This is a genomic window from Bradyrhizobium aeschynomenes (genome assembly GCF_013178945.1).
GTDB lineage: Bacteria > Pseudomonadota > Alphaproteobacteria > Rhizobiales > Xanthobacteraceae > Bradyrhizobium > Bradyrhizobium aeschynomenes.
Genome location: NZ_JABFDM010000016.1, coordinates 17,482 through 38,474 on the forward strand (window position 1 = coordinate 17,482; position 20,993 = coordinate 38,474).

20 protein-coding genes are annotated in these 20,993 nt (G+C 67.1%); 6 read left to right on the forward strand and 14 right to left on the reverse strand.

Annotation, left to right across the window (positions count from 1 at the left end; all coding sequences use genetic code 11):
* Window positions 1–181: 181 nt before the first annotated feature.
* From HL666_RS30750 to HL666_RS30760, 3 genes are all read right to left on the reverse strand, one after another.
* On the reverse strand, window positions 182–1,363 hold the full coding sequence (locus HL666_RS30750; RefSeq protein ID WP_172185274.1) for a cytochrome P450: 1,182 nt from the start codon (window positions 1,361–1,363) through the stop codon (window positions 182–184).
* 253 nt (window positions 1,364–1,616) lie between these two features.
* The gene (locus HL666_RS30755) at window positions 1,617–1,937 is read right to left on the reverse strand and encodes a hypothetical protein (RefSeq protein ID WP_172115262.1); all 321 of its coding nucleotides are present in this window, start codon (window positions 1,935–1,937) and stop codon (window positions 1,617–1,619) included.
* 333 nt (window positions 1,938–2,270) lie between these two features.
* Entirely contained in the window at window positions 2,271–2,795 is a 525-nt protein-coding gene (locus HL666_RS30760; protein WP_172133971.1) for a ParB N-terminal domain-containing protein, read from the reverse strand.
* Window positions 2,796–3,085: 290 nt separating this feature from the next.
* Here HL666_RS30760 and HL666_RS30765 point away from each other — a divergent pair, with 290 nt between their 5' ends.
* Entirely contained in the window at window positions 3,086–4,057 is a 972-nt protein-coding gene (locus HL666_RS30765; protein WP_172185276.1) for a catalase family peroxidase, read from the forward strand.
* A 374-nt stretch (window positions 4,058–4,431) separates the two neighbouring features.
* Here the strand turns inward: HL666_RS30765 and HL666_RS30770 are convergent, their stop codons facing one another.
* Window positions 4,432–4,662, reverse strand: coding sequence for a hypothetical protein (locus tag HL666_RS30770; protein ID WP_172115268.1), 231 nt, complete (start codon window positions 4,660–4,662; stop codon window positions 4,432–4,434).
* Between the two features lie 170 nt (window positions 4,663–4,832).
* Here HL666_RS30770 and HL666_RS30775 point away from each other — a divergent pair, with 170 nt between their 5' ends.
* A complete protein-coding gene (locus tag HL666_RS30775; RefSeq protein ID WP_311976711.1) occupies window positions 4,833–6,431 on the forward strand; it encodes an outer membrane protein in 1,599 nt (532 codons plus the stop codon).
* Between the two features lie 80 nt (window positions 6,432–6,511).
* On the opposite strand, the gene cuyB is transcribed toward HL666_RS30775, so the two are convergent.
* Window positions 6,512–7,222: a cysteate racemase gene (gene cuyB / locus HL666_RS30780; protein ID WP_311976712.1), complete on the reverse strand. Its 711-nt coding sequence runs from the start codon at window positions 7,220–7,222 to the stop codon at window positions 6,512–6,514.
* A gap of 24 nt (window positions 7,223–7,246) precedes the next feature.
* Window positions 7,247–8,212, reverse strand: coding sequence for a LysR family transcriptional regulator (locus HL666_RS30785; protein ID WP_172133974.1), 966 nt, complete (start codon window positions 8,210–8,212; stop codon window positions 7,247–7,249).
* A 229-nt stretch (window positions 8,213–8,441) separates the two neighbouring features.
* Between HL666_RS30785 and aspA the strand changes: the two genes are divergently transcribed.
* Both aspA and HL666_RS30795 read left to right on the forward strand, forming a co-directional pair.
* On the forward strand, window positions 8,442–9,935 hold the full coding sequence (gene aspA, locus HL666_RS30790; protein ID WP_172185280.1) for an aspartate ammonia-lyase: 1,494 nt from the start codon (window positions 8,442–8,444) through the stop codon (window positions 9,933–9,935).
* 54 nt (window positions 9,936–9,989) lie between these two features.
* The gene (locus HL666_RS30795; RefSeq protein ID WP_210262361.1) at window positions 9,990–11,282 is read left to right on the forward strand and encodes a dicarboxylate/amino acid:cation symporter; all 1,293 of its coding nucleotides are present in this window, start codon (window positions 9,990–9,992) and stop codon (window positions 11,280–11,282) included.
* Window positions 11,283–11,469: 187 nt separating this feature from the next.
* Here the strand turns inward: HL666_RS30795 and HL666_RS30800 are convergent, their stop codons facing one another.
* Both HL666_RS30800 and aroQ read right to left on the reverse strand, forming a co-directional pair.
* Window positions 11,470–12,504, reverse strand: coding sequence for a Gfo/Idh/MocA family protein (locus HL666_RS30800; protein ID WP_172185282.1), 1,035 nt, complete (start codon window positions 12,502–12,504; stop codon window positions 11,470–11,472).
* The gene (gene aroQ / locus HL666_RS30805) at window positions 12,504–12,959 is read right to left on the reverse strand and encodes a type II 3-dehydroquinate dehydratase (RefSeq protein ID WP_172185284.1); all 456 of its coding nucleotides are present in this window, start codon (window positions 12,957–12,959) and stop codon (window positions 12,504–12,506) included. The genes HL666_RS30800 and aroQ overlap by 1 nt, the downstream gene beginning before the upstream one ends.
* Window positions 12,960–13,244: 285 nt before the next feature.
* Here aroQ and HL666_RS30810 point away from each other — a divergent pair, with 285 nt between their 5' ends.
* Window positions 13,245–14,207 carry a helix-turn-helix domain-containing protein gene (locus HL666_RS30810; protein WP_172185286.1) on the forward strand — a complete coding sequence of 321 codons (963 nt, stop codon included), beginning with the start codon at window positions 13,245–13,247 and terminating at the stop codon, window positions 14,205–14,207.
* A 147-nt stretch (window positions 14,208–14,354) separates the two neighbouring features.
* Window positions 14,355–15,872 (forward strand): aldehyde dehydrogenase, encoded by a 1,518-nt coding sequence (adh, locus tag HL666_RS30815; protein ID WP_172185288.1) that lies wholly within the window; start codon window positions 14,355–14,357, stop codon window positions 15,870–15,872.
* A 67-nt stretch (window positions 15,873–15,939) separates the two neighbouring features.
* Here the strand turns inward: adh and HL666_RS30820 are convergent, their stop codons facing one another.
* From HL666_RS30820 to HL666_RS30845, 6 genes are all read right to left on the reverse strand, one after another.
* The gene (locus HL666_RS30820) at window positions 15,940–16,407 is read right to left on the reverse strand and encodes a J domain-containing protein (protein ID WP_172185290.1); all 468 of its coding nucleotides are present in this window, start codon (window positions 16,405–16,407) and stop codon (window positions 15,940–15,942) included.
* Window positions 16,408–16,487: 80 nt separating this feature from the next.
* A complete protein-coding gene (locus tag HL666_RS30825) occupies window positions 16,488–16,826 on the reverse strand; it encodes a Rieske 2Fe-2S domain-containing protein (RefSeq protein ID WP_172115288.1) in 339 nt (112 codons plus the stop codon).
* A gap of 60 nt (window positions 16,827–16,886) precedes the next feature.
* Window positions 16,887–17,156, reverse strand: a complete 270-nt coding sequence (locus tag HL666_RS30830; RefSeq protein ID WP_210262363.1) for a hypothetical protein — start codon at window positions 17,154–17,156, stop codon at window positions 16,887–16,889.
* 220 nt (window positions 17,157–17,376) lie between these two features.
* Window positions 17,377–18,324: an ABC transporter substrate-binding protein gene (locus tag HL666_RS30835; RefSeq protein WP_172185292.1), complete on the reverse strand. Its 948-nt coding sequence runs from the start codon at window positions 18,322–18,324 to the stop codon at window positions 17,377–17,379.
* Window positions 18,325–18,425: 101 nt separating this feature from the next.
* The gene (locus HL666_RS30840) at window positions 18,426–19,466 is read right to left on the reverse strand and encodes an ABC transporter permease subunit (protein WP_172185294.1); all 1,041 of its coding nucleotides are present in this window, start codon (window positions 19,464–19,466) and stop codon (window positions 18,426–18,428) included.
* The gene (locus HL666_RS30845; protein ID WP_172185295.1) at window positions 19,459–20,982 is read right to left on the reverse strand and encodes a sugar ABC transporter ATP-binding protein; all 1,524 of its coding nucleotides are present in this window, start codon (window positions 20,980–20,982) and stop codon (window positions 19,459–19,461) included. The genes HL666_RS30840 and HL666_RS30845 overlap by 8 nt, the downstream gene beginning before the upstream one ends.
* Window positions 20,983–20,993: the final 11 nt, after the last annotated feature.

Sequence of the window (20,993 nt, forward strand, 5' to 3'; positions counted from 1 at the left end):
CCTGTGCCCAACGACTCGTCGCGCGTCATGGTGCTGTCCATCGGAGGTCGAGGCGCTGGCCAAGCAGACGGCGAAAGCGACGGGCGAGACCGCGGCCCCGGTTGCGATGGTCTGGCACGCGAGGAGCGTGCAGGAGGGGGCGATCTCAGGGGATGCAGCTTGCGCGCTCGTCCCGATCCTACTACAGCCGCACCGGCAAATTGAGCGGCCCCCGAAACCCGAACCCGTGCCACCGCACGCTGGCCGCATCCACCAGCTCTATCTTCGGAAACCGCTCGAACAGCATCGGCAGCAGGATGGCGCCGACGGTGCGGCGGGAGAGGTGGGCGCCGGCGCAGTGGTGGGGGCCGTTGCCGAAGGCCTGGTGGGGGTTGGGGTCGCGCAGGGCGTTGTAGTGCTCGCCGTCGGTGAACAGCTCCTCGTCGCGGTTGGCGGAGGCCTGGATGGTCATCACGGTGTCGCCCTTCGGGATCAGGCAGCCGCGGATCTCGGTGTCCTCCATCACCAGGCGTGAGCTCGCCTGGATCGGCGCCACCCAGCGCACGCCTTCCTCGAAGGCGGAGCGCCATTTGTCCTGCGCGCGCACGGCCTCCAGCTGCTCCGGGTTGGTCAGCAGGCCGTAGAGGATCGTCAGCAGCGCGTCGCGCGGCTCGTTGATGCCGCCGCCGATCGCGATCTTGATGTTGGCGATGATCTGGCTCTCGGGGATCGGGTTCTTGGCGTTGACCATGAAGGACAGCGCGGAGGAATCCGGCGCGGCGCGGACGCGTTCCATGTTGGCGCGGATACAGCGGTCCATCTCGGCATTGGCGACGTCGGTCGCGTCGAACGGCCCCGGCATCCAGCCGAAATTGCCGGCGCCGTCGATCAGCGCCTGCGACCAGCGCTGCATGTCGTCGTCGCTGGCATCGGGAATGCCCATGACATGGGCGAGGATGCGCGCGGCCAGCGGGCCGGCGAGCGAGGGGAAGAGATCGACCACCTCGCCGCGCGGCAGCCGGTCGAGATAGTCGGTGGCGAATTTGGTGTAGAGCGGCTCCCAGACGGCTTCGATCGTCTTCGGCATCAGGGCCGGCATCATCGCCATGCGCTCGGCGCGGTGCTCGTCGTGATCCTTGCGCATCAGGGTATGCGCGAGGAAGGCGCGCTTCATCGGCGTGTTCGGATCGTCGGACGAGAACAGCGCCGCATTGTCCTTCACATACTTGGTGTCGGCCGCCTTGGTGAGGAACGTCCGGCCCACCGATTTGACCCGCAGCACCGGCGCCTCGCGCCGCAGCCGCTGATAGATCGGGTAGGGATCGCGCGTCAGATCCGCGATGGTGATGGTCTCGTCCAGGGGAGCCGGAGTCGCGGTCGGCATGGGGCGCTCCTGTTTGGGATGCGGGCCAGCGCGGATCTCATGTGAGGATAGTGGCAGCGGCGCGACCGTGCAATCCTGGCCGGAGGCGCGCCGCAGCGGTCGGCATGGGCGTGCTGCCTGGACGTGCTGCTCGCCGGAGCCTGCGGGCCGCGTCGGGTCGGAGCGGCCCGATCCGCGTCGCCCGGCGGTTCGTCCCGCACGCGCCTTCGCAGAGGCGCATGCGAGACGGAGCCGTCGACGGACTCGCGCGGGCCTACGGGCAGAACCAGGCGGGGCCGATCTGCATGCAGCCGCGGCGGCTATAGTCGTGCGGGCGGGAGCGGAAGCGGTGCCAGCCGGACGGCGGGCCATGACGCCGCTCGTAGCCGCGATGATGATGGCGCCGCTGCTCGCGCTGCCAGCGACCGTCGCGGTCGCGGTCGCGGTGATCGCGCTGCGCAAGGCGCATCGGCGACGCCGCCGCCTCGCTTGCCGTTGTTTCGCTTTGCGTGGTGGCGGCGGCCATCGGCGCCGCGGAGGCTCCGACGGTGCCGACGAGAAGAATGGCGGACAGGGCCGCGATGGTGGCTCGCATGGGGAACTCCAGTTCATTGTCGGGGATGAGGTGAGGCGGTCGCCGGGAGGCGCGCGGGGTTCGGCGCCGCGGCAGCGAGGCGCTGTCGTTGCGGCTTCCGCTTCGTGTGTGACGGCAACGGCCGGGCACCGCGCCCGTTCCCGGCGGGGCTCCCTGCGAAGGCGCGTCAAACTGTCCTGCTCGAATGGGCTTGCCAAGCGTCTTGAGCCGGCGGCGGAGCGATGATGGTGACGGTGAGGAACGGCGGGCGCGGCAGCGGATCACGCTGCGCTGATCCGTCCTACGGACTGTCGCTCGGATGAAGCTTCGCGGGGGCGCTCGCGGGCTGAATCGTCAGTAGCGGCCGCCGCTGCGTTCCTGCTGCTTGATCCAGTCCGACAATGTCTGCTTGGGGGCTGCTCCCGCGGCGGGGCGCTGTGGCTTTGCCGCGCCGGAGCGGGCGCCTGCGCTGGTCGACTCCGCACGCGGACGCAGCGCTGCGTGGGCACCGGGGCTGCCGCGTGAGGCCGCGGCCAGCTTCTCCGCCTCCTCCTTCTCCAGCCGCAGCTTGCGCAGCCGCTCCATCTTCTCGCGTTCCGGATCGGGCGGCGGCGGCGGCAGCTCGCGCTGGCGGGCTTCCTCGGCCGAGATCAGCAGCGCCTTGACGGCGGCTTCGCCGAGCGCCTTGCAGGCTTCGAGGCGGTGCAGGCCTTCGACCAGGACATAATGGTCCTTGTCGCGGCGGACGAGGATCGGCTCGCGCTGGCCGGACTCCAGGATGCTCTCGGCCAGCGCGTCGACCACGTCCTGCTTGAGCGCTTTGCGCTTCTTGTCGGGAACGTGGATCTTGTCGATGGGGAAGCTTTCCGGGGCGGACACTGGCGATACTCCGTCTTGCGTGCGCGGGCGTGATGCTGCGGTCGGACAGTCACGATCGCCGATACGGAGGCGGGCACGCGAGGATACCATAGGGACATTCCGCCGGGCATCGCAAGCCGCCTCGCGGCGGTGTGTGGGGCGCCGCTCTCTCGTCCGTACTCCGTCATTCCGGGGCGGGCTCGGAGTTCCCAAGTTGGCGGCGATCGGGCGCTTGTCGATCACCCGCCGAAAGTCGCTCTGATATCATCCGAGACTGCTATGTTGCATCGCCTCATACAGGAGATGTCGCGATGAAGATACGCATGCTGGTTGCCGCGCTCGCCTTCGCTTTGCCTCACGTGACCTACGCCCAGGACACGCCGGTCGAGGAGCAGCTCGTCAATGCCATGAACAAGGTGTTCGGCGTCCATGCCGGCTTTCGCGCCAATCACGCCAAGGGCGTGGTGGTCGAAGGCAAGTTCAAGCCGTCCGCCGAGGCGGCGAGCTTGAGCAAGGCGGTGCTGTTCAGCGGCGGCGAGATCCCGGTGACGGTGCGGTTCTCAAATTCCACGGGCGTGCCGAACCTGCCGGACGGCTCCGACGACGCCAATCCGCACGGCATGGCGGTGAAGTTTCATCTCCCCGGCGGCAGCGACATGGACATCGTGATCAACTCGCTGAAGTTCTTTCCGGTGGCGACCGCGGAGGAGCTGCGCGATCTGTTCCTGGCGATCGCCGACAGCGGGCCGGGCGCGGCCAAGCCGACCAGGCTCGATCAGTTCGTGGCCGGCCACCCGTCCGTGCCGGCGGCGCTCGGCACCATCGCGACGCCCGAGAGCCTGGCCAGCGAGGCCTATTTCGGCGTCAACGCCTTCGTGCTCGTCAACAAGGCCGGCGAGAAGCAGGCGGTGCGCTGGCAGATGCTGCCGGAGAAGGTCGTGCATCTCGACAAGGCCGACGCCGCCAAGCGCGCACCGGACTTCCTGATGGCCGAGCTGCCGGCGCGGCTGAAGCAGGGGCCGGTCGTGTTCCGCTTCAAGGCGCAACTGGCGGCGGCCGGCGATTCCACGAAGGATCCGTCGAAGCCGTGGCCGGATGACCGCAAGCTGGTCGAGCTCGGCACGCTCACGATCGACAAGGCGGTCGCCGACAGCGACGCGGCACAGAAGACGCTGTTGTTCCTGCCGGGCCAGCTCACCGACGGCATCGAAACGTCGGACGATCCGATGATCGACATCCGCAACGGCGCCTACGCCATCTCGTTCTCGCGGCGCAATCCCTGAGCCGTCACGCGGTGCGCCGGGCCGGCCGCGATCTCCGCAGCAGCCCATCGCGCACCGCGCGTGCGTCGGCCGAATTGTCGACGTCACCGCGCCTTCATTGCTGATGAGCTGCCGCCGCGCCGGCTGCTTGTCGCCGCATTCGCGCTCATTGCGGCAAGGCATGCCGCGCTTTCTCCCGATCGATGGCGCCGCATGTGTGGGAGCGTCGCGGCCGCACGCGGACGCGCTGCGCCGGTCGACGGCCCTGACGGTGCGAGGCGCCATCGAAATGCGGCGGACGGCGCGACGCGTCGACGATGCGAGGCGCACAATCAACGCGTGCAACGGATCGCGCGGCACGCAAGGCGCTCGCGCGCGGTGTGAGCGCGATGTCGTCAAACCTCTTCTGGCAAGGCAGTCGCGCGCCATCGCGCCGCGCATGTTCGTGCACGAACGTCGTCGGCGACGGTGCCGCGCGACGCGGCGCCGCGCTCCCGCTTTGCGGCCTGCTTGATTTCGCCAGATTTCTGCATCTTGCGTGCAACACTCAACAGTGAATTTTCATCGCGCTGGCGTCGCGATCTGCATTCCTTCCGAATGACATTTTTCAATTCAGTTCGCGACACATTCTGACCCTCCTGATGCGGCCGTCGTTTGTTGCGGCACGTGTTCAGGAGTTATGAGTTCGATGCGTCGCGTATTTGGCGTGTGTCTTTGTCTATCGACTTTCGCAGGAAGTACGTCATCGGTCTGGGCGACTGATCTCGCCCTGCCCCCACCGCTCCCGCCGCCCGACGTGTTCGCCTACAGGTGGAGTGGCTGTCATGCCGGCGCCAATGGCGGCATGGCGTGGTCGCGCCAGCAGCAGACCTGGAGCCAGGTCGCCAATGCCGGCGGGGCCGTGCAGCCGGTGGGCGCCGCGCCCGTCGGCAATGCGCCTGGCGCGAATCCGCCCGTTGCCAATCCGCCGGTCGTCAACCCGCCGCCGGTGGTCGCGAACCCCGTCCCGAAGCCGCCGCAGCCGAACAACCCCGGCGGGAACAATGGCGGCGGCAAGCCGCCGTACAAGCCCCCCTACAAGCCGCCGGTCTACGGCCATCACGGCGACAAGGGCTGGTGGCAGCCGGGCAAGTACCAGCACGACAACAACTACAAAGACCACAAATGGACCAAGCACGACGAGAAGCACGACAAGCCCGGCCATGATGATGGCTATCATTGGCCGAAGTTCGGGGCAAAGGATGGCTACAACAAGCACGCCGATCATGATTGGCCGTGGCAGACCAAGCCGGACAAGGACGACAAGTATAAAGACGACAAGCACGTCGCCGGCGGCTGGTCGCAGCTGCATTCGAACGGCTACTCGGACCGCTACGGCTGGCTGCGTCACGACGGCGACGACAAGCACGGCGGCGGCTGGGGCAAGAAGGACAAGGACGGCGACCACGACAAGCAGGTCTTCGGCTGGTCGAAGCAGCCGTCGAAGGGCGAGTACGATCGTTATGCCTGGCTGAAGCCGGACAAGGACGACGACAAGAACCACAACGACAAGCACGGCGGCGACGGCTGGCAGAAGCAGGCCGGCTACGACAAGCACGACAACGACGATTGGAAGAAGGACGGCTGGCAGAAGGACAAAGACAAGGACGACTGGAAGCAGCACGACGGCAAGCACGACCATCATGGCGGCTACAAGCCGCCGGTGAAGCCCGGCTGGCCGCCGAAGAATCCGCCGCCGAACAATGGCGGGGGCCAGCCGAACCCGCCGCCGCAGGGCAATAATGGCGGCGGCCAGCCGCAGAACCCGCCCGTCGTCGGCGGCGGCGGCGTGGCGCCGTTGCCCAACGTGGCGCTGCAGCTCCCGGCGGCGGTCTCCACCAACGGCAGCGATGCGATCGGCGGCATCCAGGTCGGCTGCGACTACCAGATCGACCGCCTCGTGCTGGGCGTCCAGGCGATGGCCGATCTCGGCATCATTAACGCGTCGTCCCCGCTCGGGCCGTCGCTGACGCTGGATACGCGGACGAGCAACCTCTACACCGCCACGCTGCGCGCGGGCTATCTAGTGACGCCGGAGATCCTGCTCTATGCGAGGGCCGGTGCGGCCTGGACGCGGACTCGCGTCGCGGTGGTCAACAATGCCACCGGCCAATCGGCGAGCGCGGCGTTCAACCGCACTGGATGGACGGTCGGCGCCGGCGTCGAGTGGATGTTCGCGCGCAACTGGTCGGCCTTCGCGGAATACGACTACGCCGATTTCGGCACCGCGACCGGCGTCGTGCCCGGCGCCGCCGCGATCACCGGCGGACCCAACGTCGTGAGCCAGAAGACCCAGATCCACACCGCGCTGGTGGGCATCAACTACCGCTTCGAGATGCTGTCACGCGGACGCTGAGACTCGTCATTCATCACGACAAGGCCGCCTGGATCATCCAGGCGGCCTTTGTCGTCTTGCGGCGTCGTCTGCCCGCGAGGCTAGGCCACCCGGCGCTGCGGCACGGCGAGGCATGATCGGACACAGGCCCGCGCCAGCGTGTCGGTCGGGTCGAGCAGTCGCGGCTTCAACTCGCCCGTGACCGCGGCCAGCGCCAGCGGAATCTCGGTGCAGGCCATCGCCACCTGCGAGCAGCCGCCGGCCACCAGCGCCTGCGCCTCCCGGTTCAGGATCGTGGTCGCAGCGTCGACATCGCCGGCCTTCACGAGCCGAATGGCGCGCATCACCTCGGCCTGTCCGCTGGCATCGGGCATCGCGCAGGAAAAGCCGCGCTTGGCGAGGCGGCGCTGATAGATGCCGGCGCGAACGGTGCCGTCGGTCGCGAGCAAGCCGATCGTCGTGCCCTGCTGGCCGCGCTCGGTCAGCGCGTCGGCGAGCGCGTCGACGATGTGCAGGATCGGCACGGCGGTGCGCGCCTGCAATTCGCCGTGCCAATGATGCGCCGTGTTGCAGGGGATGGCGATGCAGGTGGCGCCGGAGCGCTCCAGCCGCTTCAGCGCGTCGAGCATCGCGGGGAGCGGATCGCAGCCCCGATCGAGGATCGCCGCGGTGCGATCGGGCACGGACGTGGCCGAGCAGACCACCATCTCGATATGGTCCTGGTCGCAGGCCGCCGGCGTGTTCCGGATCACCTTGCCCATGAAATCGACCGTCGCCATCGGGCCCATGCCGCCGAGAACGCCAAGCATCATCGTCTCATTTCCTTCCCGTCCCGCTCATGATGCGGGATCGGCCTCGCCAGATCCAATGCCGAGACCGACAGCGCCATTCCAATTCGTCATAGTTTCGCCGGCGAGCTGCCGGGCGGCGCTCCAGACCCGCTCCACGATCGGGCGGGTGCGCCGGACGCTGCGATAGAGCCGGATGTCGAGGGGGATCTCCGGCCCGAGCAGGATCAGCGAGCCCTCGTCGAGATCCCGGGCGATCAGGCTGCGCGGCAGCCAGGCGAGGCCATGGCCCTCGAGCGCCATGAATCGAAGCGCGTCGGCCATCGCATTCTCATTGGTATGCGCCACCTGCACCGGCGGCGCGCCGGCCTCGGCCTGGGCGAACTGGGCCTGTGCGAAGGTCGCGAGTCGTCCGAGGAACGAGCTCGTGGCATAGCTGAGCAGCGGCAGCGGCGAGGTGTCGTCCTCGCCGCAGGCCAGCCGCGGACTGCGCGCCGCGACCAGGCTGTCGGTGCCGACCACGAGATGCGGATAGAGCTCCGGCTCCAGCGGGATCGGCACGTTGGGATGGTGGAAGGTGAGCAGGAAATCGTAGCTGCCCTCGACGATGGCCTGCAGGCAGCTATGGAAATCGTCCGGCAGGAGCCGGCTGCCGACCTGCCCGACCTGCGCCTCGATGCTGCGAAACCAGCGCGGGAAAAAGCGCAGCGACAGCGTATGCAGCGCGGCCACCGAGACCATCTGAGTGGTCGGCCGCATGCTGGCCTGGAGCGACACGCGGCTGGCATGCAACATACGCACGGTCTCCTCGGCGGTCTCGAGAAACAGCCGGCCCTCGGCGGTCAGGGTCGTCGGGTAGCTGCTCCGGTCGATCAGCGACACGCCGAGCCAGAGCTCGAGCGCCTGGATGCGGCGGCTGAAGGCGGATTGCGTGACATGCCTCTCCTCGGCCGATCGCGAGAAGCTGCGGGTGCGCGCGAGGCTGAGAAAATCCTCGAGCCATTTCAATTCCATGATCCGACCTCGCATCCCCCCTGCGCCGGGGCGCGATCGAAAGAGGACGGGCGCATCGGCGATCGCATGCCCGGTTGCAGTGCTTGATTTCATGCAAACTCGGAATGACGGGTGCGCACATAGCATTGGATCGTTGCCACGTCCTGAACAAAACATCCGCCGCATCCGGCCGCGAGCTGCGACGCACCGTCGCCGCGCGTCCGGCAACGAAAAGGACCAGGGAGAGCCCATGCGTACGGAGCATGATCTGCTGGGGGACCGCGAGGTGCCCGCGGAGGCCTATTATGGCGTGCATACGCTGCGCGCAGCCGAGAACTTTCGCATCACCGGCATAGCGATATCGAGCTATCCGCAGCTGATCAACGCGCTCGCCGCGATCAAGCAGGCGGCTGCGCTCGCCAACATCGAGCTCGGCCTGCTGGATGATTCGAGGGGGCAGGCGATCGTCGCGGCCTGCAAGGAGGTGCGCGCCGGCAAGCTGCATGAGCACTTCCTGATCGACGCGATCCAGGGCGGCGCCGGCACCTCGACCAACATGAATGCCAACGAGGTGATCGCCAACCGCGCGCTGGAGCTGCTCGGCCATGCCAAGGGCGACTATGCGCGGCTGCATCCCAACGAGCACGTCAACATGAGCCAGTCGACCAACGACGTGTATCCCACGGCGTTGAAGATCGCGACCTGCCGGTCCCTGCGCGACCTCGCCGCGGCGATGGACATCCTGCGGCTGGCCTTCGCGCGCAAGGCCGACGAGTTCAAGGACGTGCTCAAGATGGGCCGCACCCAGCTGCAGGATGCGGTGCCGATGACGCTCGGCCAGGAATTCCACACCTATGCGGTGATGCTCGGCGAGGATCAGGAGCGCCTGCACGAGGCAGCCCTGCTGATCCAGGAGATCAACATGGGGGCGACGGCGATCGGCACCGGCATCGCCTCGCACCCGGCCTATGCCCGCATCGTCTGCAAGCATCTGATCGCAATCACCGGCCTGCCGCTGATGACTGCGCCCGATCTCGTCGAGGCGACGCAGGATTGCGGCGCCTTCGTCCAGGTGTCGGGCGTGCTGAAGCGCATCGCGGTGAAGATCTCCAAGATCTGCAACGACCTTCGGCTGCTGTCGAGCGGGCCGCGCGCCGGCTTCAACGAGATCAATCTGCCGGCGGTGCAGGCCGGCTCCTCGATCATGCCGGGCAAGGTCAACCCGGTCATTCCTGAGGTCGTGAACCAGGTCGCGTTCGAGGTGATCGGCAACGATCTGACGGTGACCATGGCGGCGGAAGCCGGTCAGCTCCAGCTCAATGCCTTCGAGCCGGTCATCGCCCACAGCCTGTTCAAGAGCGTCAGCCATCTGCGGCAGGCGTGCCTCACCTTGGAAGAGCGCTGCGTCAACGGCATCACCGCCAACCGCGAGCGGCTGCTGGCCGATGTCGAGAATTCGATCGGCCTCGTCACCGCGCTCAATCCGTATATCGGCTACGCCGCCGCGACCGCCGTCGCGATCGAGGCCCATGCCACCGGACGCGGCGTCGCCGAGCTGGTGCGCGAGCGCGGCCTGCTCTCGGACGAGAAGCTCGCCGAGATTCTCGAGCCCGAGAACCTCACCCGGCCGCAGAGCATCATCGCTCCCGCCGGCGGTGAGGACGCGATGCGGCCATCCCTGCGGGATCGCCGCAAGGACTGCGCGATGGACGGCCTGCGGCCGCTCACGACGAAGCTGAACTAAGAAGAACCAAGGGAGATGAAGACGACCATGACGAGCGCCGCAGATGGCTCAACCATGCATTCCAAACGCTTGACCCATGCTCTGATCGCCAGCCTGCTGCTGGGCATCGTGACGGGCTATGTCTGCCATGGCATGGCGGCGACTCCGGAGATGGCCAAGACCATCGCCGGCTATTTCTCGATCATCACCGACGTGTTCCTGCGGCTCATCAAGATGATCATTGCGCCGCTGGTGTTCGCGACCATCGCCTCCGGCATCACCAGCCTCGGCGCGGAAGGCCGCGCCGTCGGGCGCATCGCCGCGAAGTCGATGGGCTGGTTCGTCTCGGCGTCCGTGGTCTCGCTTGGGCTGGGCATGATCTTCGCGAACTTGTTCGCGCCGGGGCATGATCTGATGCTGCCGCTGCCCCACGCCGATGCGTCGACCAACCTGCAGACAGCCGGCATCAACCTGAAGGACTTCATCACCCACGTCGTGCCGGCCAGCGCCGCGCAGGCGATGGCGACCAACGAGGTGCTGCAGATCCTGGTCTTCTCGGTGTTCTTCGGCCTCGCGCTGAGCCGGCTCAGGACCGGCTATGCCCGGACGCTCGCAACCTCGATCGACGAGCTCGTCCTCGTCATGCTGCAGATCACCAGCTTCGTGATGCGCTTCGCGCCGTTCGGCGTCTTCGCCGCCATCGCCGCCGTCGTCACCACGCAGGGCCTTGGCGTGCTCGTGACCTATGGCAAGTTCATCGCCACGTTCTATCTCAGCCTTCTCGTGCTCTGGACGGTGCTGATCCTCGCCGGCCTGGTTGCGCTGGGAACACCGGTGTTTCGCCTCATCAGGCTGCTGCGCGAGCCGATGCTGCTGGCGTTCTCCACCGCGAGCAGCGAGGCGGCCTATCCCAAAATGATCGAGCAGCTGACGAAGTTCGGCGTCAAGGGCCGCATCACCAGCTTCGTGCTGCCGCTCGGCTATTCGTTCAACCTCGACGGCTCCATGATGTACCAGGCCTTCGCCGCCTTGTTCATCGCGCAGGCCTACGGCATCGAGCTCGGCATCATGCAGCAGATCGCGCTGCTGCTGGTGATGATGGTCACCAGCAAGGGCATCGCCGGCGTGCCGCGCGCCTCGCTGGTCGTGGTCGCCGCTACGTTGCCCATGTTCAACCTGCCGATCGGCGGCATCCTCCTGATCATGGGGATCGACCAGATCCTCGACATGGGACGCACGATGACCAACGTGATCGGCAACGGCATCGCCACGGCGGCGGTGGCGACATGGGAGGGCGAGCTGAATGCGGCCGAGAATCTATCGCCCGAACAGCCCGTGCCGGCCGTGGCCGTGGTCGCCGGCGGCTGACACCGACGAAGCCCTTGCTGTCGAGGGCAGGGCGGTCGCATCGGGCGCTCTCGATTGGTGCCCCTGTCTCCACTCCGTCATGGCGGGACAATCCCGACATGGCGGAGTAACTCTTGGCAGTTGTGCGACTGGTCGGGCCCATCATTGAACCGCGCTGGCGATCCGGGGGCAGCCGCTGCGGAGCGGGTCACACGGGCACGCGCGTCCCGCATTCGGCCGCGCGCTTGATCGCGTCGATCACGCGCAGCGTCTTCAGCCCCTCGCGGCCGCTGACGACCGGCGCGGCCGTGCCGCGGATGACCGCGCAGAAATTGGCGATCTGCAGGCCGAGCGGGTCGTGCATCTCGTAGCTCAGCCGCTCGCGCGCGATCGGCGCCCACCAGCTCGCTCCGTCCGGGTGATGCCACAGGTCGAGCTGCGGGATCGCCAGCGACGCCTGCGTGCCGCCGATCTGGTAGCAGCTCTCCGGCGTCCGGCTGTAGGCCGGGTTCTCGCCGCTGGTGAACTCATAGCTCCATGGCGCCTGGATCGTATCGGAGACGCTGAACGTGCCGAGTGCACCGCACGCGAAATGGAGGATGATTGCCGCGGTGTCTTCCACGGCATATCCGCGCACCTGGCTGGACTGCGCCGCCTGCACCGCGACGATGTCGCCGCAGAGATGGCGCAGCAGATCGATGTCGTGGATGAGATTGATCAGCACGGGCCCTGCGCCTGTCTCGCGACGCCAGGCAACGTCGAAATACTCGCTCGGCTTGATCAGCCAGAACATGCCGTTGACCGCGACGATCCGTCCGAGCCGACCGCCGTCGATCTCTGCCTTGGCGCGCTGGATCATCGGATTATGGCGGCGGTGATGGCCGGTCAGCAATGCGATGCCGGCACGCTCGAACGCTTCGACCAGCACCTGCGCCGCCGCGACGTCATCGGCCAGCGGCTTCTCGATCAGCGCGGGAAGGCCGGCGTCGACACAGGCGAGGCCGTGGGCAACATGCATCTGGTTCGGGGTGGCGATGACCACTCCCTCGGGCCGGTTCTGGGTGGGCATGTCGTGGAGCGACGGAAACCAGTCCACATCGAGCGTCTGTGCGAGGTCCCGGGCCGACGGTGCCGGGTCGATGATCGACGTCAGGAGTGCCTCGGGACGCGCGCGAATGTGCTCGATGTGACGCCGGCCGATGAGACCTGCCCCGGCGACCACGAGCCGGACGGGGCGGGCCATCAGGAGCTGGCTTTGCCGTCGTCGAGCAGCCGGGCAACGCGCCGCAATGCCAGCTGATAGCCCTGCGTACCGAAGCCGGCCATCACGCCGTCGGCGCGCTTGGAGACGAACGAGTGGTGGCGGAATTCCTCGCGCTTGTGCACGTTGGAAATGTGGACCTCGATGACCGTTCCGTCGAACGCATTCAGCGCATCGAGGATCGCGACCGACGTATGCGTGAACGCGCCGGGATTGATGACGATGCCGCCGGCGGTCTCGCGCGCCTCATGGATCCAGTCGATCAGCTCGTATTCGCGGTTCGACTGGTGGAAGCGGATCTCCAGCCCGAGCTCTGCCGCCAGGGCCCTGCAATCCCGCTCCACGTCGGCGAGCGTCTCATGGCCGTAGATGTGCGGCTGGCGTTTGCCGAGAAGGTTCAGATTGGGTCCGTTGAGAACGTAGACGAGGCGGCTCATGAAGAGACTCCGGTTCGGGGGCAGCGCAACGACGAAGGTCCGACTTTGCCGTCCGTGAGCGCCGCGGGCAGTGCTTGCCACGAAGATCGCGGGCTTGGCAACATCCGAGCCGCGCCCCTGCGCGCTGCCGCTCCCGCGCCGTCGACCTGGCGCAGACCCGCCAGCCGGGGGCCAATCACCTTGACGCGGATCAAGGCCGGGTGCTGTAGTCGTTGCAATATGACGGTAAAGACCCGCGGGGTTGTTGTGAGCCGCAGGGGCAGGGGAGAAAGCCGGAGCAGGGAGATGGGGCGTTCGCCCGGAAATTCCCATTCGGACCGCGTGCTCGACGTCGTCGCCAAGGGAGCGCCGGCGGTTTCTGCGCTGGCCGCGTCGTGGCGCCGTTCCGGACATCTGCACGCACTCGATCCTGCCACCCATGCGCCATCCTGCCGGCTGACGGCGGCCGAGATCGCGGCGGCGCGTGAGCGGCTCGGGCGGCTGCTCGCGATCGCGCAAGCGAGCCTCGACCGGCTGTTCCTCGCCGTCGGCGGCGTCGGCTGCTCGGTGCTGCTGGCCGATGCCGATGGCACGGTCGTCGACCGCCGCGGCGCGCGGGGTGATGACACGACGTTCGACGCCTGGGGCCTGTGGACCGGGGCGGTGTGGAGCGAGCGGCACGAGGGGACCAATGCCATCGGCACCTGCCTGGTCGAAAAGCGGCCGCTGACCATCGACCGCGACCAGCATTATCTTGCGCGCAATGCGCGGCTGTTCTGCACGACGGCGCCAATCTTCGACGAGCATGGCCAGCTCAAGGCGGCGCTCGACGTGTCATCGTGCCGTGCCGATCTCACCGAGGGCTTCGGCCGGCTGATCGCGACCACGGTGGCGGATGCTGCGCGCCTGATCGAAGCCGAGAATTTCCGCCAGGCCTTTCCGCGTGCACGCATCGTTCTGACGCCGGACAGCGAGCGCGACATCAACTCGATGCTGGCGGTCGACAGCAATGATCTCGTGATCGGCGCCACGCGCGCGGCCCGCCGCGCGCTCGGTCTGTCCCCATCGGCGCTGGCGCGTCCGGTTCCGGCCGGCGACCTGATCAAGGGCGCGCAGGCCCACGGCGACGACATCGACGCCGCCGAGCGCGCCGTGCTGAAACGTGCGCTGGCGCGCGCTGGCGGCAACGTGTCGAAGGCGGCGAAGGAGCTCGACATGTCCCGCGCCACCTTGCACCGGAAGATGAAGCGGCTCGGCCTCGAGCGATGACCGCGACGCAATCGGCTATTCGCAGCCGACCTGTCGCAGAACTGCGACACATCCGCCAACGTCCTGCTGTCAGCCTCTGGTCTGTCGAGCGCGTTTGACCGAGCCTCTCCTCAACGCCGTGTGCATCGGCGTGAATGGGAGAGACAGATGACCAAGGTTGACGTCAATGCGGCGCTCAAGCCGCCGTTCGCTGCGCGTTACGACAACTTCATCGGCGGTGGCTGGAAGGCCCCCAGCGCCGGCAAGTACTTCGACAATATCTCGCCGATCACCGGTCAGCCGGTGTGCCAGATCGCGCGCTCCGATGCCGCCGACATCGAGGCCGCGCTCGACGCCGCGCATGCCGCCAAGGACGGCTGGGCGCGCACCACCGTCACCGAGCGGGCGATGGTCCTCAACCGGATCGCCGATCGCATGGAGGCCAATCTCGCCAAGCTTGCGCTCGCCGAGACCTGGGACAACGGCAAGCCGATCCGCGAGACGACGGCCGCTGACATCCCGCTCGCGATCGATCATTTCCGCTATTTCGCCGGCGTCATCCGCGCCCAGGAAGGCTCGATCGCCGAGATCGACCACGACACCATCGCCTATCACTTCCACGAGCCGCTCGGCGTCGTCGGCCAGATCATTCCCTGGAATTTCCCGATCCTGATGGCGGCGTGGAAGCTTGCGCCGGCGCTTGCCGCCGGCAATTGCGTCGTGATGAAACCGGCCGAGCAGACCCCGGCCTCGATCATGGTGTGGATGGAGCTGATCGGCGATCTCTTGCCGGCCGGCGTGCTCAACGTCGTCAACGGCTTCGGCCTCGAGGCCGGCAAGCCGCTGGCCTCCTCGCCGCGCATCGCCAAGATCGCCTTCACCGGCGAGACCTCGACGGGGCGGCTGATCATGCAATATGCCTCGCAGAACCTGATCCCCGTCACGCTCGAGCTCGGCGGCAAGTCGCCGAACATCTTCTTCAAGGACGTCTGCGCCGAGGACGACGACTTCCTCGACAAGGCGATCGAAGGCTTCGTGATGTTCGCGCTCAACCAGGGCGAGGTCTGCACCTGTCCGAGCCGCGCGCTGATCCACGAATCGATCTATGAGCGTTTCATGGAGCGCGCACTTCAGCGCGTCGGCGCGATCGTGCAGGGCAGTCCGCTCGATCCCGCGACCATGATCGGCGCCCAGGCCTCCGCCGAGCAGATGTCCAAGATCCTGTCCTACATCGACATCGGCAAGAACGAAGGCGCGCAGCTCCTGATCGGCGGCGAGCGCAATCTGCTCGGCGGCGATCTCGCCGGCGGCTACTACGTCAAGCCGACGGTGTTCAAGGGACACAACAAGATGCGCGTGTTCCAGGAGGAGATCTTCGGGCCGGTGGTGTCGGTGACGACCTTCAAGACCGAGGACGAGGCGCTCTCGATCGCCAACGATACGCTCTACGGCCTCGGCGCCGGCGTGTGGAGCCGCGACGCCAACACCTGCTACCGCTTCGGCCGCGCCATCCAGGCCGGCCGTGTCTGGACCAATTGCTACCACGCCTATCCGGCGCATGCGGCGTTCGGCGGCTACAAGCAGTCGGGCGTCGGCCGCGAGACCCACAAGGTGATGCTCGACCACTACCAGCAGACCAAGAACATGCTGGTCAGCTACAGCCCGAAGAAGCTCGGCTTCTTCTGAGGGCGCGGCTCGGCGACGAGGCGGGACGGGGCGCCGAACGGCGTCCCGTCAGCCGGTGGCCGCGACTTCAGCCCAATTCCGCCAGCAGCGCCTCGCGCGCCTCGGAGATGCGCCGATAAAGCTCGCTGCTGCCGCCCGCGTCGGGATGGGCTGATTTGGCGAGCCGACGGAACGCGGTCTTGATGTCGGACGCCGTCAGGCGGCCCTGCAACGGCAGCTCGAGGATGGCGCGGAAGGCTTCATCATCCTCGCCGCGTGCGAACTGATCCAGCAGAGCGCGACGCGCGGCCCGTGCCGCGATGCGCAGCGCATCCTGATCCTGTCGCCAGCGCTGCTGTGACATCACCAGACACGCGCCGAACGTGATGCGGCCCTGTGTCTCCAGCTCGTCGAGGCTGAACGGTCCGACGACGTCGTACGGCGGCGCGAGCGACGCGAGCCGTCCGGTTGCGCCGTCGACGATGCGGCCGAGCCGGACCTCGTCGACGATCCCCATCGATCCGTTCCAGATCACCCATCCGCCGGCGCTGGTCATGCTGCTGATCTCGTCGATGCTGCCGTTCTGCCGTGGCGCCCTTGCAGGCGCCGCCCTCGGCTGCCCCCATCCTCTCTGCGTCAGGCCGGCGCCCGGAGAGGCTTGACCGGCCCGACATCGACCTGAATCTCGCTGCCCTCGACCTGCAGCGGATAGGCGTGCAGCGTGTTGCGCACCAGATGCGTGACGCATTTGCCGCTGACGCCGTCGAAGCCCCATTGATGGTGCGGGCAGGTGATGGTCTTGCCGTCGAAGGTCGCCTCGGTCAGCGGCACGTCGGCATGCGGACAGCGGCCGCGAAACGCCTTCAGCTCGCCGCCCGCGGGCCAGAGCAGCAGCACGCTCTTCTTGCCGACCTGAAACAGGCCCATGCCGCCTTCGGATATGGCGCTTGTCGGACAGACTGCAGTGAAAGCCATCGGATCGCCCAGGGAATGGTGACGTCAGGCTGGCTCACGCAAGTTCCGGACCAGCGGAAATCAAGCACAAACCGACGATCGTTGTCGGACACGCGACAATGCGACGGCTGCCTCGTCCGGTGCGACTGCGACCTCGTGGAATGTGGGCAGATAATATTCCAGCGTGCCGGAGAACGCGCAGCCCGGACGCCAGATCGGCAGCAGATGCGCGTAGATCGCGAGCTGCACGAGATCGGCCTTCTGCCGCGCGCCCTGGCTGAGCCTGTAGTCGACGACCTCGAGATGACGCTCGGGATGGATGCGGATGGCGTCGTCGAGCTTCGTAGCCATCGGCATCCACCCCCAAAGGAACTGTCGGCTTCAACTCGCCGGCGCGGATCGAAATTCCTTCGTCCAAGGCGTTGTTTGCCATATCTCCTGCACACGCGCGAGTCCGTCGCCAGTCGCCTTTCGATTCTGACCTGCATCGATGCAACGCTGAGTTCCCGAGCAAACGCCGCCCGGTGACGGGCGGCGCTGCTGAAGATGCCGGGTGCAAGAGCGTGTGGATCTACTCCTTCCGCTCCGAGGTCCAGCCCTTGTACTGGGCGACATTGTCGCGCGTGATCAGCTTGGAGGGCAGCAGCTCGACGGTCGAAGCCGGCTTCTGGCCGTTCAACAGACCGACGCCGATCTGCACGGCGCGGCGGGCCATGAAGAACGGATCCTGTGAGGCCGAGGCCTGGATCTGCTGCGCGGCCGGATCCTTGAGCGCTGCCTCGATGTCCGGGGCGCCGTCGACGGCGGTGATGATGATGCCGGTGCGCTGCTGCTGGCGGGCGGCGAGATCAGTGCCGATCGCCTGCGGATCGTTGATGGCGAAGATCGCATCGATCTTCGGGTAGCGCGTCAGATAGCCCTGCGTCACCGTGAGGCCGCCCTCGCGCGAGCCCTTGCCGTCCTGGTCGCTCGACAGCAGCTTGATGCCAGGAGCCTTGGCGAGCACGCTCTTGCAGCCGTTGACGCGGTCGATGACGGCGGAGACTTGCGGACCGTTCTGGATGATCACGTCGCCCTTGCCGCCGAGCTTGTCGACGATGTACTGGCACGAAATCTCGCCGGCCTGCACGTTGTTGGTGGTGACCGTGGCATCGGCGCCTTCAGCCGCGGTGTCGACGGCGACCACGAGGATGCCGGCGGCCTGCGCCTTCTTGATCGCGGGTCCGATAGCCTTGGGATCGCCGGGGTTGAGCAGGATCATGTCGACGCCGGCGGCGATGAAATTGTCGATCTGCGTGACCTGCTTGCCGAGGTCGTACTCGAAGCCGACCGCGGTGATCTTGACGTTGGGGTTGGTCTTCTTGGCCTCGAACTCGGCGCCCTTCGACAATGCGACGAAGAACGGGTTGCCGAGCGAGCCCAGCGACACGCCGATCGATTTCAGCTCCTTGGCTGATGACGGCGCGGAGCTCATGACGAGCGCCAGCGCGGCACCGGCTGATAACATCGACTTGAACATCTGTTTCCTCCCTGGCCCTTTCTGTTGGTCTACGCACGGCGGACCAGTGGCCGTGGAAGAATCCGTTGCGGCAAGGCGCTCGCGGCGCCCGCCGATGTCTCTCAGGTGCGCGCCGAGCCCTGCAGCCGGTAGCGGTCGAGCGCGACGGCGCCGATGATCACGAGGCCCTTGATGACGTATTGCCAGATGTCGGACACGCCGACCAGGATAAGCCCGTTCGACAACACCGCGATGATGAGGGCGCCGACCAGCGTGCCCCAGATCGAGCCGATGCCGCCGACGAAGGAGGTGCCGCCGAGGATCACGGCGGTGATGGCGTCGAGCTCATAGGACTGGCCGAGCTGCAGGCCGTTCGCCGCATACAGCCGCGCCGCCTGCATACCGCCGCCGAGGCCGGCGAGCAGGCCGGACATGCCGTAGACGAAGATCAGCACCGCCCAGACCTTGATGCCGGCAAGCCGCGCCGCGCTCTCATTGCCGCCGACGGCATAGATGTGAACGCCGAGCACGGTGCGGCGCAGGATCAGCCACGACGCCACGATCACCAGCAGCGCGATCACCGCCAGCCAGGGGATCGAGACGATGCCGGGGATGATCGTCAGCGAGGCGTTGCCGATGAACGCATAGGGGATCGACGGATTGAACACGGTGGTGTCGCCGCCCATCAGCCGGGCGAGGCCGCGCACCGCGGTGAGCGAGCCGAGCGTGACGATGAAGGGCGGCAGCCGCAGGAGTGCAATCAGCGCCCCGTTGACGACACCGAAGGCCAGCCCCGTCAGCACCGCCGCCGGCAGCCAGAGCGCGCCGAGCTCGGGCATCTTCGACAGTGTCAGGCCGGCCATCGCCGCCGCGGCGAGGATCGAGCCGACCGAAAGATCGATGCCGCCGGTCAGGATGACGAAGGTCATGCCGGCGGCGAGCACGGTGTTGACCGCGGCCTGCTGCAGCACGATTCCCAGATTTTGTCCGGTGAAGAAGCGTCCTTCCGACAGCATGTGGAAGCCGATGCACAAGATCAGCAGCACCGGCAGCATGCCGGCGGCGCGGATCATCAGCCGCAGCCGCTGCTGCTTGTTGTCGGCTGCCGACGGCAGGCCGGATGAGGGTGCGGTCTCGGCTTGAGCTGGACTGTTGTCAGGCATCGACGTGCTCCGTCCCCGTGGCCAGCGCCATGATGTCTTCCTGGGTCATGGGCGATGTCGCGCTCTGCTGCAGCTCGCCCGCGAGATGTCCCTCGCGCATCACCAGCACGCGATCGCAGATGCCGAGGATCTCCGGCAGGTCGGACGAGATGACGAGGATCGCGGTGCCGGACTTGGCGAGATTGTCGATGATCGAATAGATCTCGGACTTGGCGCCGACGTCGACGCCGCGGGTCGGCTCGTCCAGGATCAGCACTTTCGGCGCCGTTGCGAGCAGCCGCGACAGCAGCACCTTCTGCTGATTGCCGCCCGACAGGCCGCCGACCGTGACGCCGGGATTGGGCGCGCGGATGCCCAGCGCCGCGAATGCCTCGTCGGCGCGTGTCTTCGCCTTGTCGCGGTCGAGAATGCCGCCGAGCTTCGCGTCGCGGCCGATCACGGCGAGGTTGATGTTGTCGGCGCAGGACATGTCGAGGAACAGGCCGAGTGCCTTGCGATCCTCGGTGAGATAGGCGATGCCGGCATCGAGCGCGTCGCGCGGCGTGTCGATGTCGATGCGCTCGCCGTCGAGCTCGATGTGTCCGGTCGTCTTCGGCGCAGCCCCGATGATCAGATGCGCGAGCTCGGTGCGCCCCGCGCCGATCAGTCCGGCGAGGCCGACCACCTCGCCGGCATGAACGGTCAGCGAGCAGTTTCTGACACGGCGGCCGTCGCCGAGATCGACGGTCGTCAGCACCGCGCGGTCGCGCTTGGCGTGCGGGTCGTGGTCCTTCTTGTAGAAGGACGAGACGTCGCGGCCGACCATCATGCGGACGATGCTGTCGGCGCGGATCTCCGGCCTGTCGAGCGAGCCCACCAGCCTGCCGTCGCGCAGCACGGTGACGCGGTCACCCAGCGCATAGACCTCGTCCATGCGGTGCGAGATGTAGATGATCGCGAGACCTTCGCTGCGCAGCTGGCGGATCAGCGCGAACAGCTTCTCGCTCTCGCCAGCCGACAGCGACGTCGTCGGCTCGTCCATGATCAGGATCTTGGAGCGCGCATGCAGCGCGCGGGCGATCTCGACCAGCTGCCGCTGGCCCATCGACAACTCGGCAACCAAGGTCGATGCCGAGAAATCCGCGCCGAGTCTTTGCAGGATCGGGCCGACACCCTCGCGCATGGCGCCGCGCGAAAGCAGGCCGGTCTGCGACAGCTCGCGCCCGAGATAGATGTTTTCGGCGACCGTCAGGTTCGGCGCCAGCGACAACTCCTGGTAGATGATCGAGATGCCGGCGTTTCGGCCGCCCATCGGCCCTTCGATGCGCGCCACCTTGCCTTCGATCCGGATCTCACCACCGGGATCGGGGCGATAGGCGCCGGAGAGAATCTTCATCAGGGTGGATTTGCCGGCGCCGTTTTCGCCCATCAATGCATGGACTTCCCCGGCATAGACGGTGAGGTCGACCTTCTGCAGGGCCTTGATGGTGAAGAATGACTTCGACACCCCGCGCATCTCGAGGATCGGACCGCTCATCGTGCCTCCCA

Bases quoted from the DNA above. Each gene is read 5' to 3' on its own strand.
- HL666_RS30750 (WP_172185274.1), bottom strand. From the start codon at position 1,363: ATGCCGACCGCGACTCCGGCTCCCCTGGACGAGACCATCACCATCGCG.
- HL666_RS30755 (WP_172115262.1), bottom strand. From the start codon at position 1,937: ATGCGAGCCACCATCGCGGCCCTGTCCGCCATTCTTCTCGTCGGCACC.
- HL666_RS30765 (WP_172185276.1), top strand. From the start codon at position 3,086: ATGAAGATACGCATGCTGGTTGCCGCGCTCGCCTTCGCTTTGCCTCAC.
- cuyB (WP_311976712.1), bottom strand. From the start codon at position 7,222: ATGATGCTTGGCGTTCTCGGCGGCATGGGCCCGATGGCGACGGTCGAT.
- HL666_RS30785 (WP_172133974.1), bottom strand. From the start codon at position 8,212: ATGGAATTGAAATGGCTCGAGGATTTTCTCAGCCTCGCGCGCACCCGC.
- aspA (WP_172185280.1), top strand. From the start codon at position 8,442: ATGCGTACGGAGCATGATCTGCTGGGGGACCGCGAGGTGCCCGCGGAG.
- HL666_RS30795 (WP_210262361.1), top strand. From the start codon at position 9,990: ATGCATTCCAAACGCTTGACCCATGCTCTGATCGCCAGCCTGCTGCTG.
- HL666_RS30800 (WP_172185282.1), bottom strand. From the start codon at position 12,504: ATGGCCCGCCCCGTCCGGCTCGTGGTCGCCGGGGCAGGTCTCATCGGC.
- aroQ (WP_172185284.1), bottom strand. From the start codon at position 12,959: ATGAGCCGCCTCGTCTACGTTCTCAACGGACCCAATCTGAACCTTCTC.
- HL666_RS30810 (WP_172185286.1), top strand. From the start codon at position 13,245: ATGGGGCGTTCGCCCGGAAATTCCCATTCGGACCGCGTGCTCGACGTC.
- adh (WP_172185288.1), top strand. From the start codon at position 14,355: ATGACCAAGGTTGACGTCAATGCGGCGCTCAAGCCGCCGTTCGCTGCG.
- HL666_RS30820 (WP_172185290.1), bottom strand. From the start codon at position 16,407: ATGACCAGCGCCGGCGGATGGGTGATCTGGAACGGATCGATGGGGATC.
- HL666_RS30825 (WP_172115288.1), bottom strand. From the start codon at position 16,826: ATGGCTTTCACTGCAGTCTGTCCGACAAGCGCCATATCCGAAGGCGGC.
- HL666_RS30830 (WP_210262363.1), bottom strand. From the start codon at position 17,156: ATGGCTACGAAGCTCGACGACGCCATCCGCATCCATCCCGAGCGTCAT.
- HL666_RS30835 (WP_172185292.1), bottom strand. From the start codon at position 18,324: ATGTTCAAGTCGATGTTATCAGCCGGTGCCGCGCTGGCGCTCGTCATG.
- HL666_RS30840 (WP_172185294.1), bottom strand. From the start codon at position 19,466: ATGCCTGACAACAGTCCAGCTCAAGCCGAGACCGCACCCTCATCCGGC.
- HL666_RS30845 (WP_172185295.1), bottom strand. From the start codon at position 20,982: ATGAGCGGTCCGATCCTCGAGATGCGCGGGGTGTCGAAGTCATTCTTC.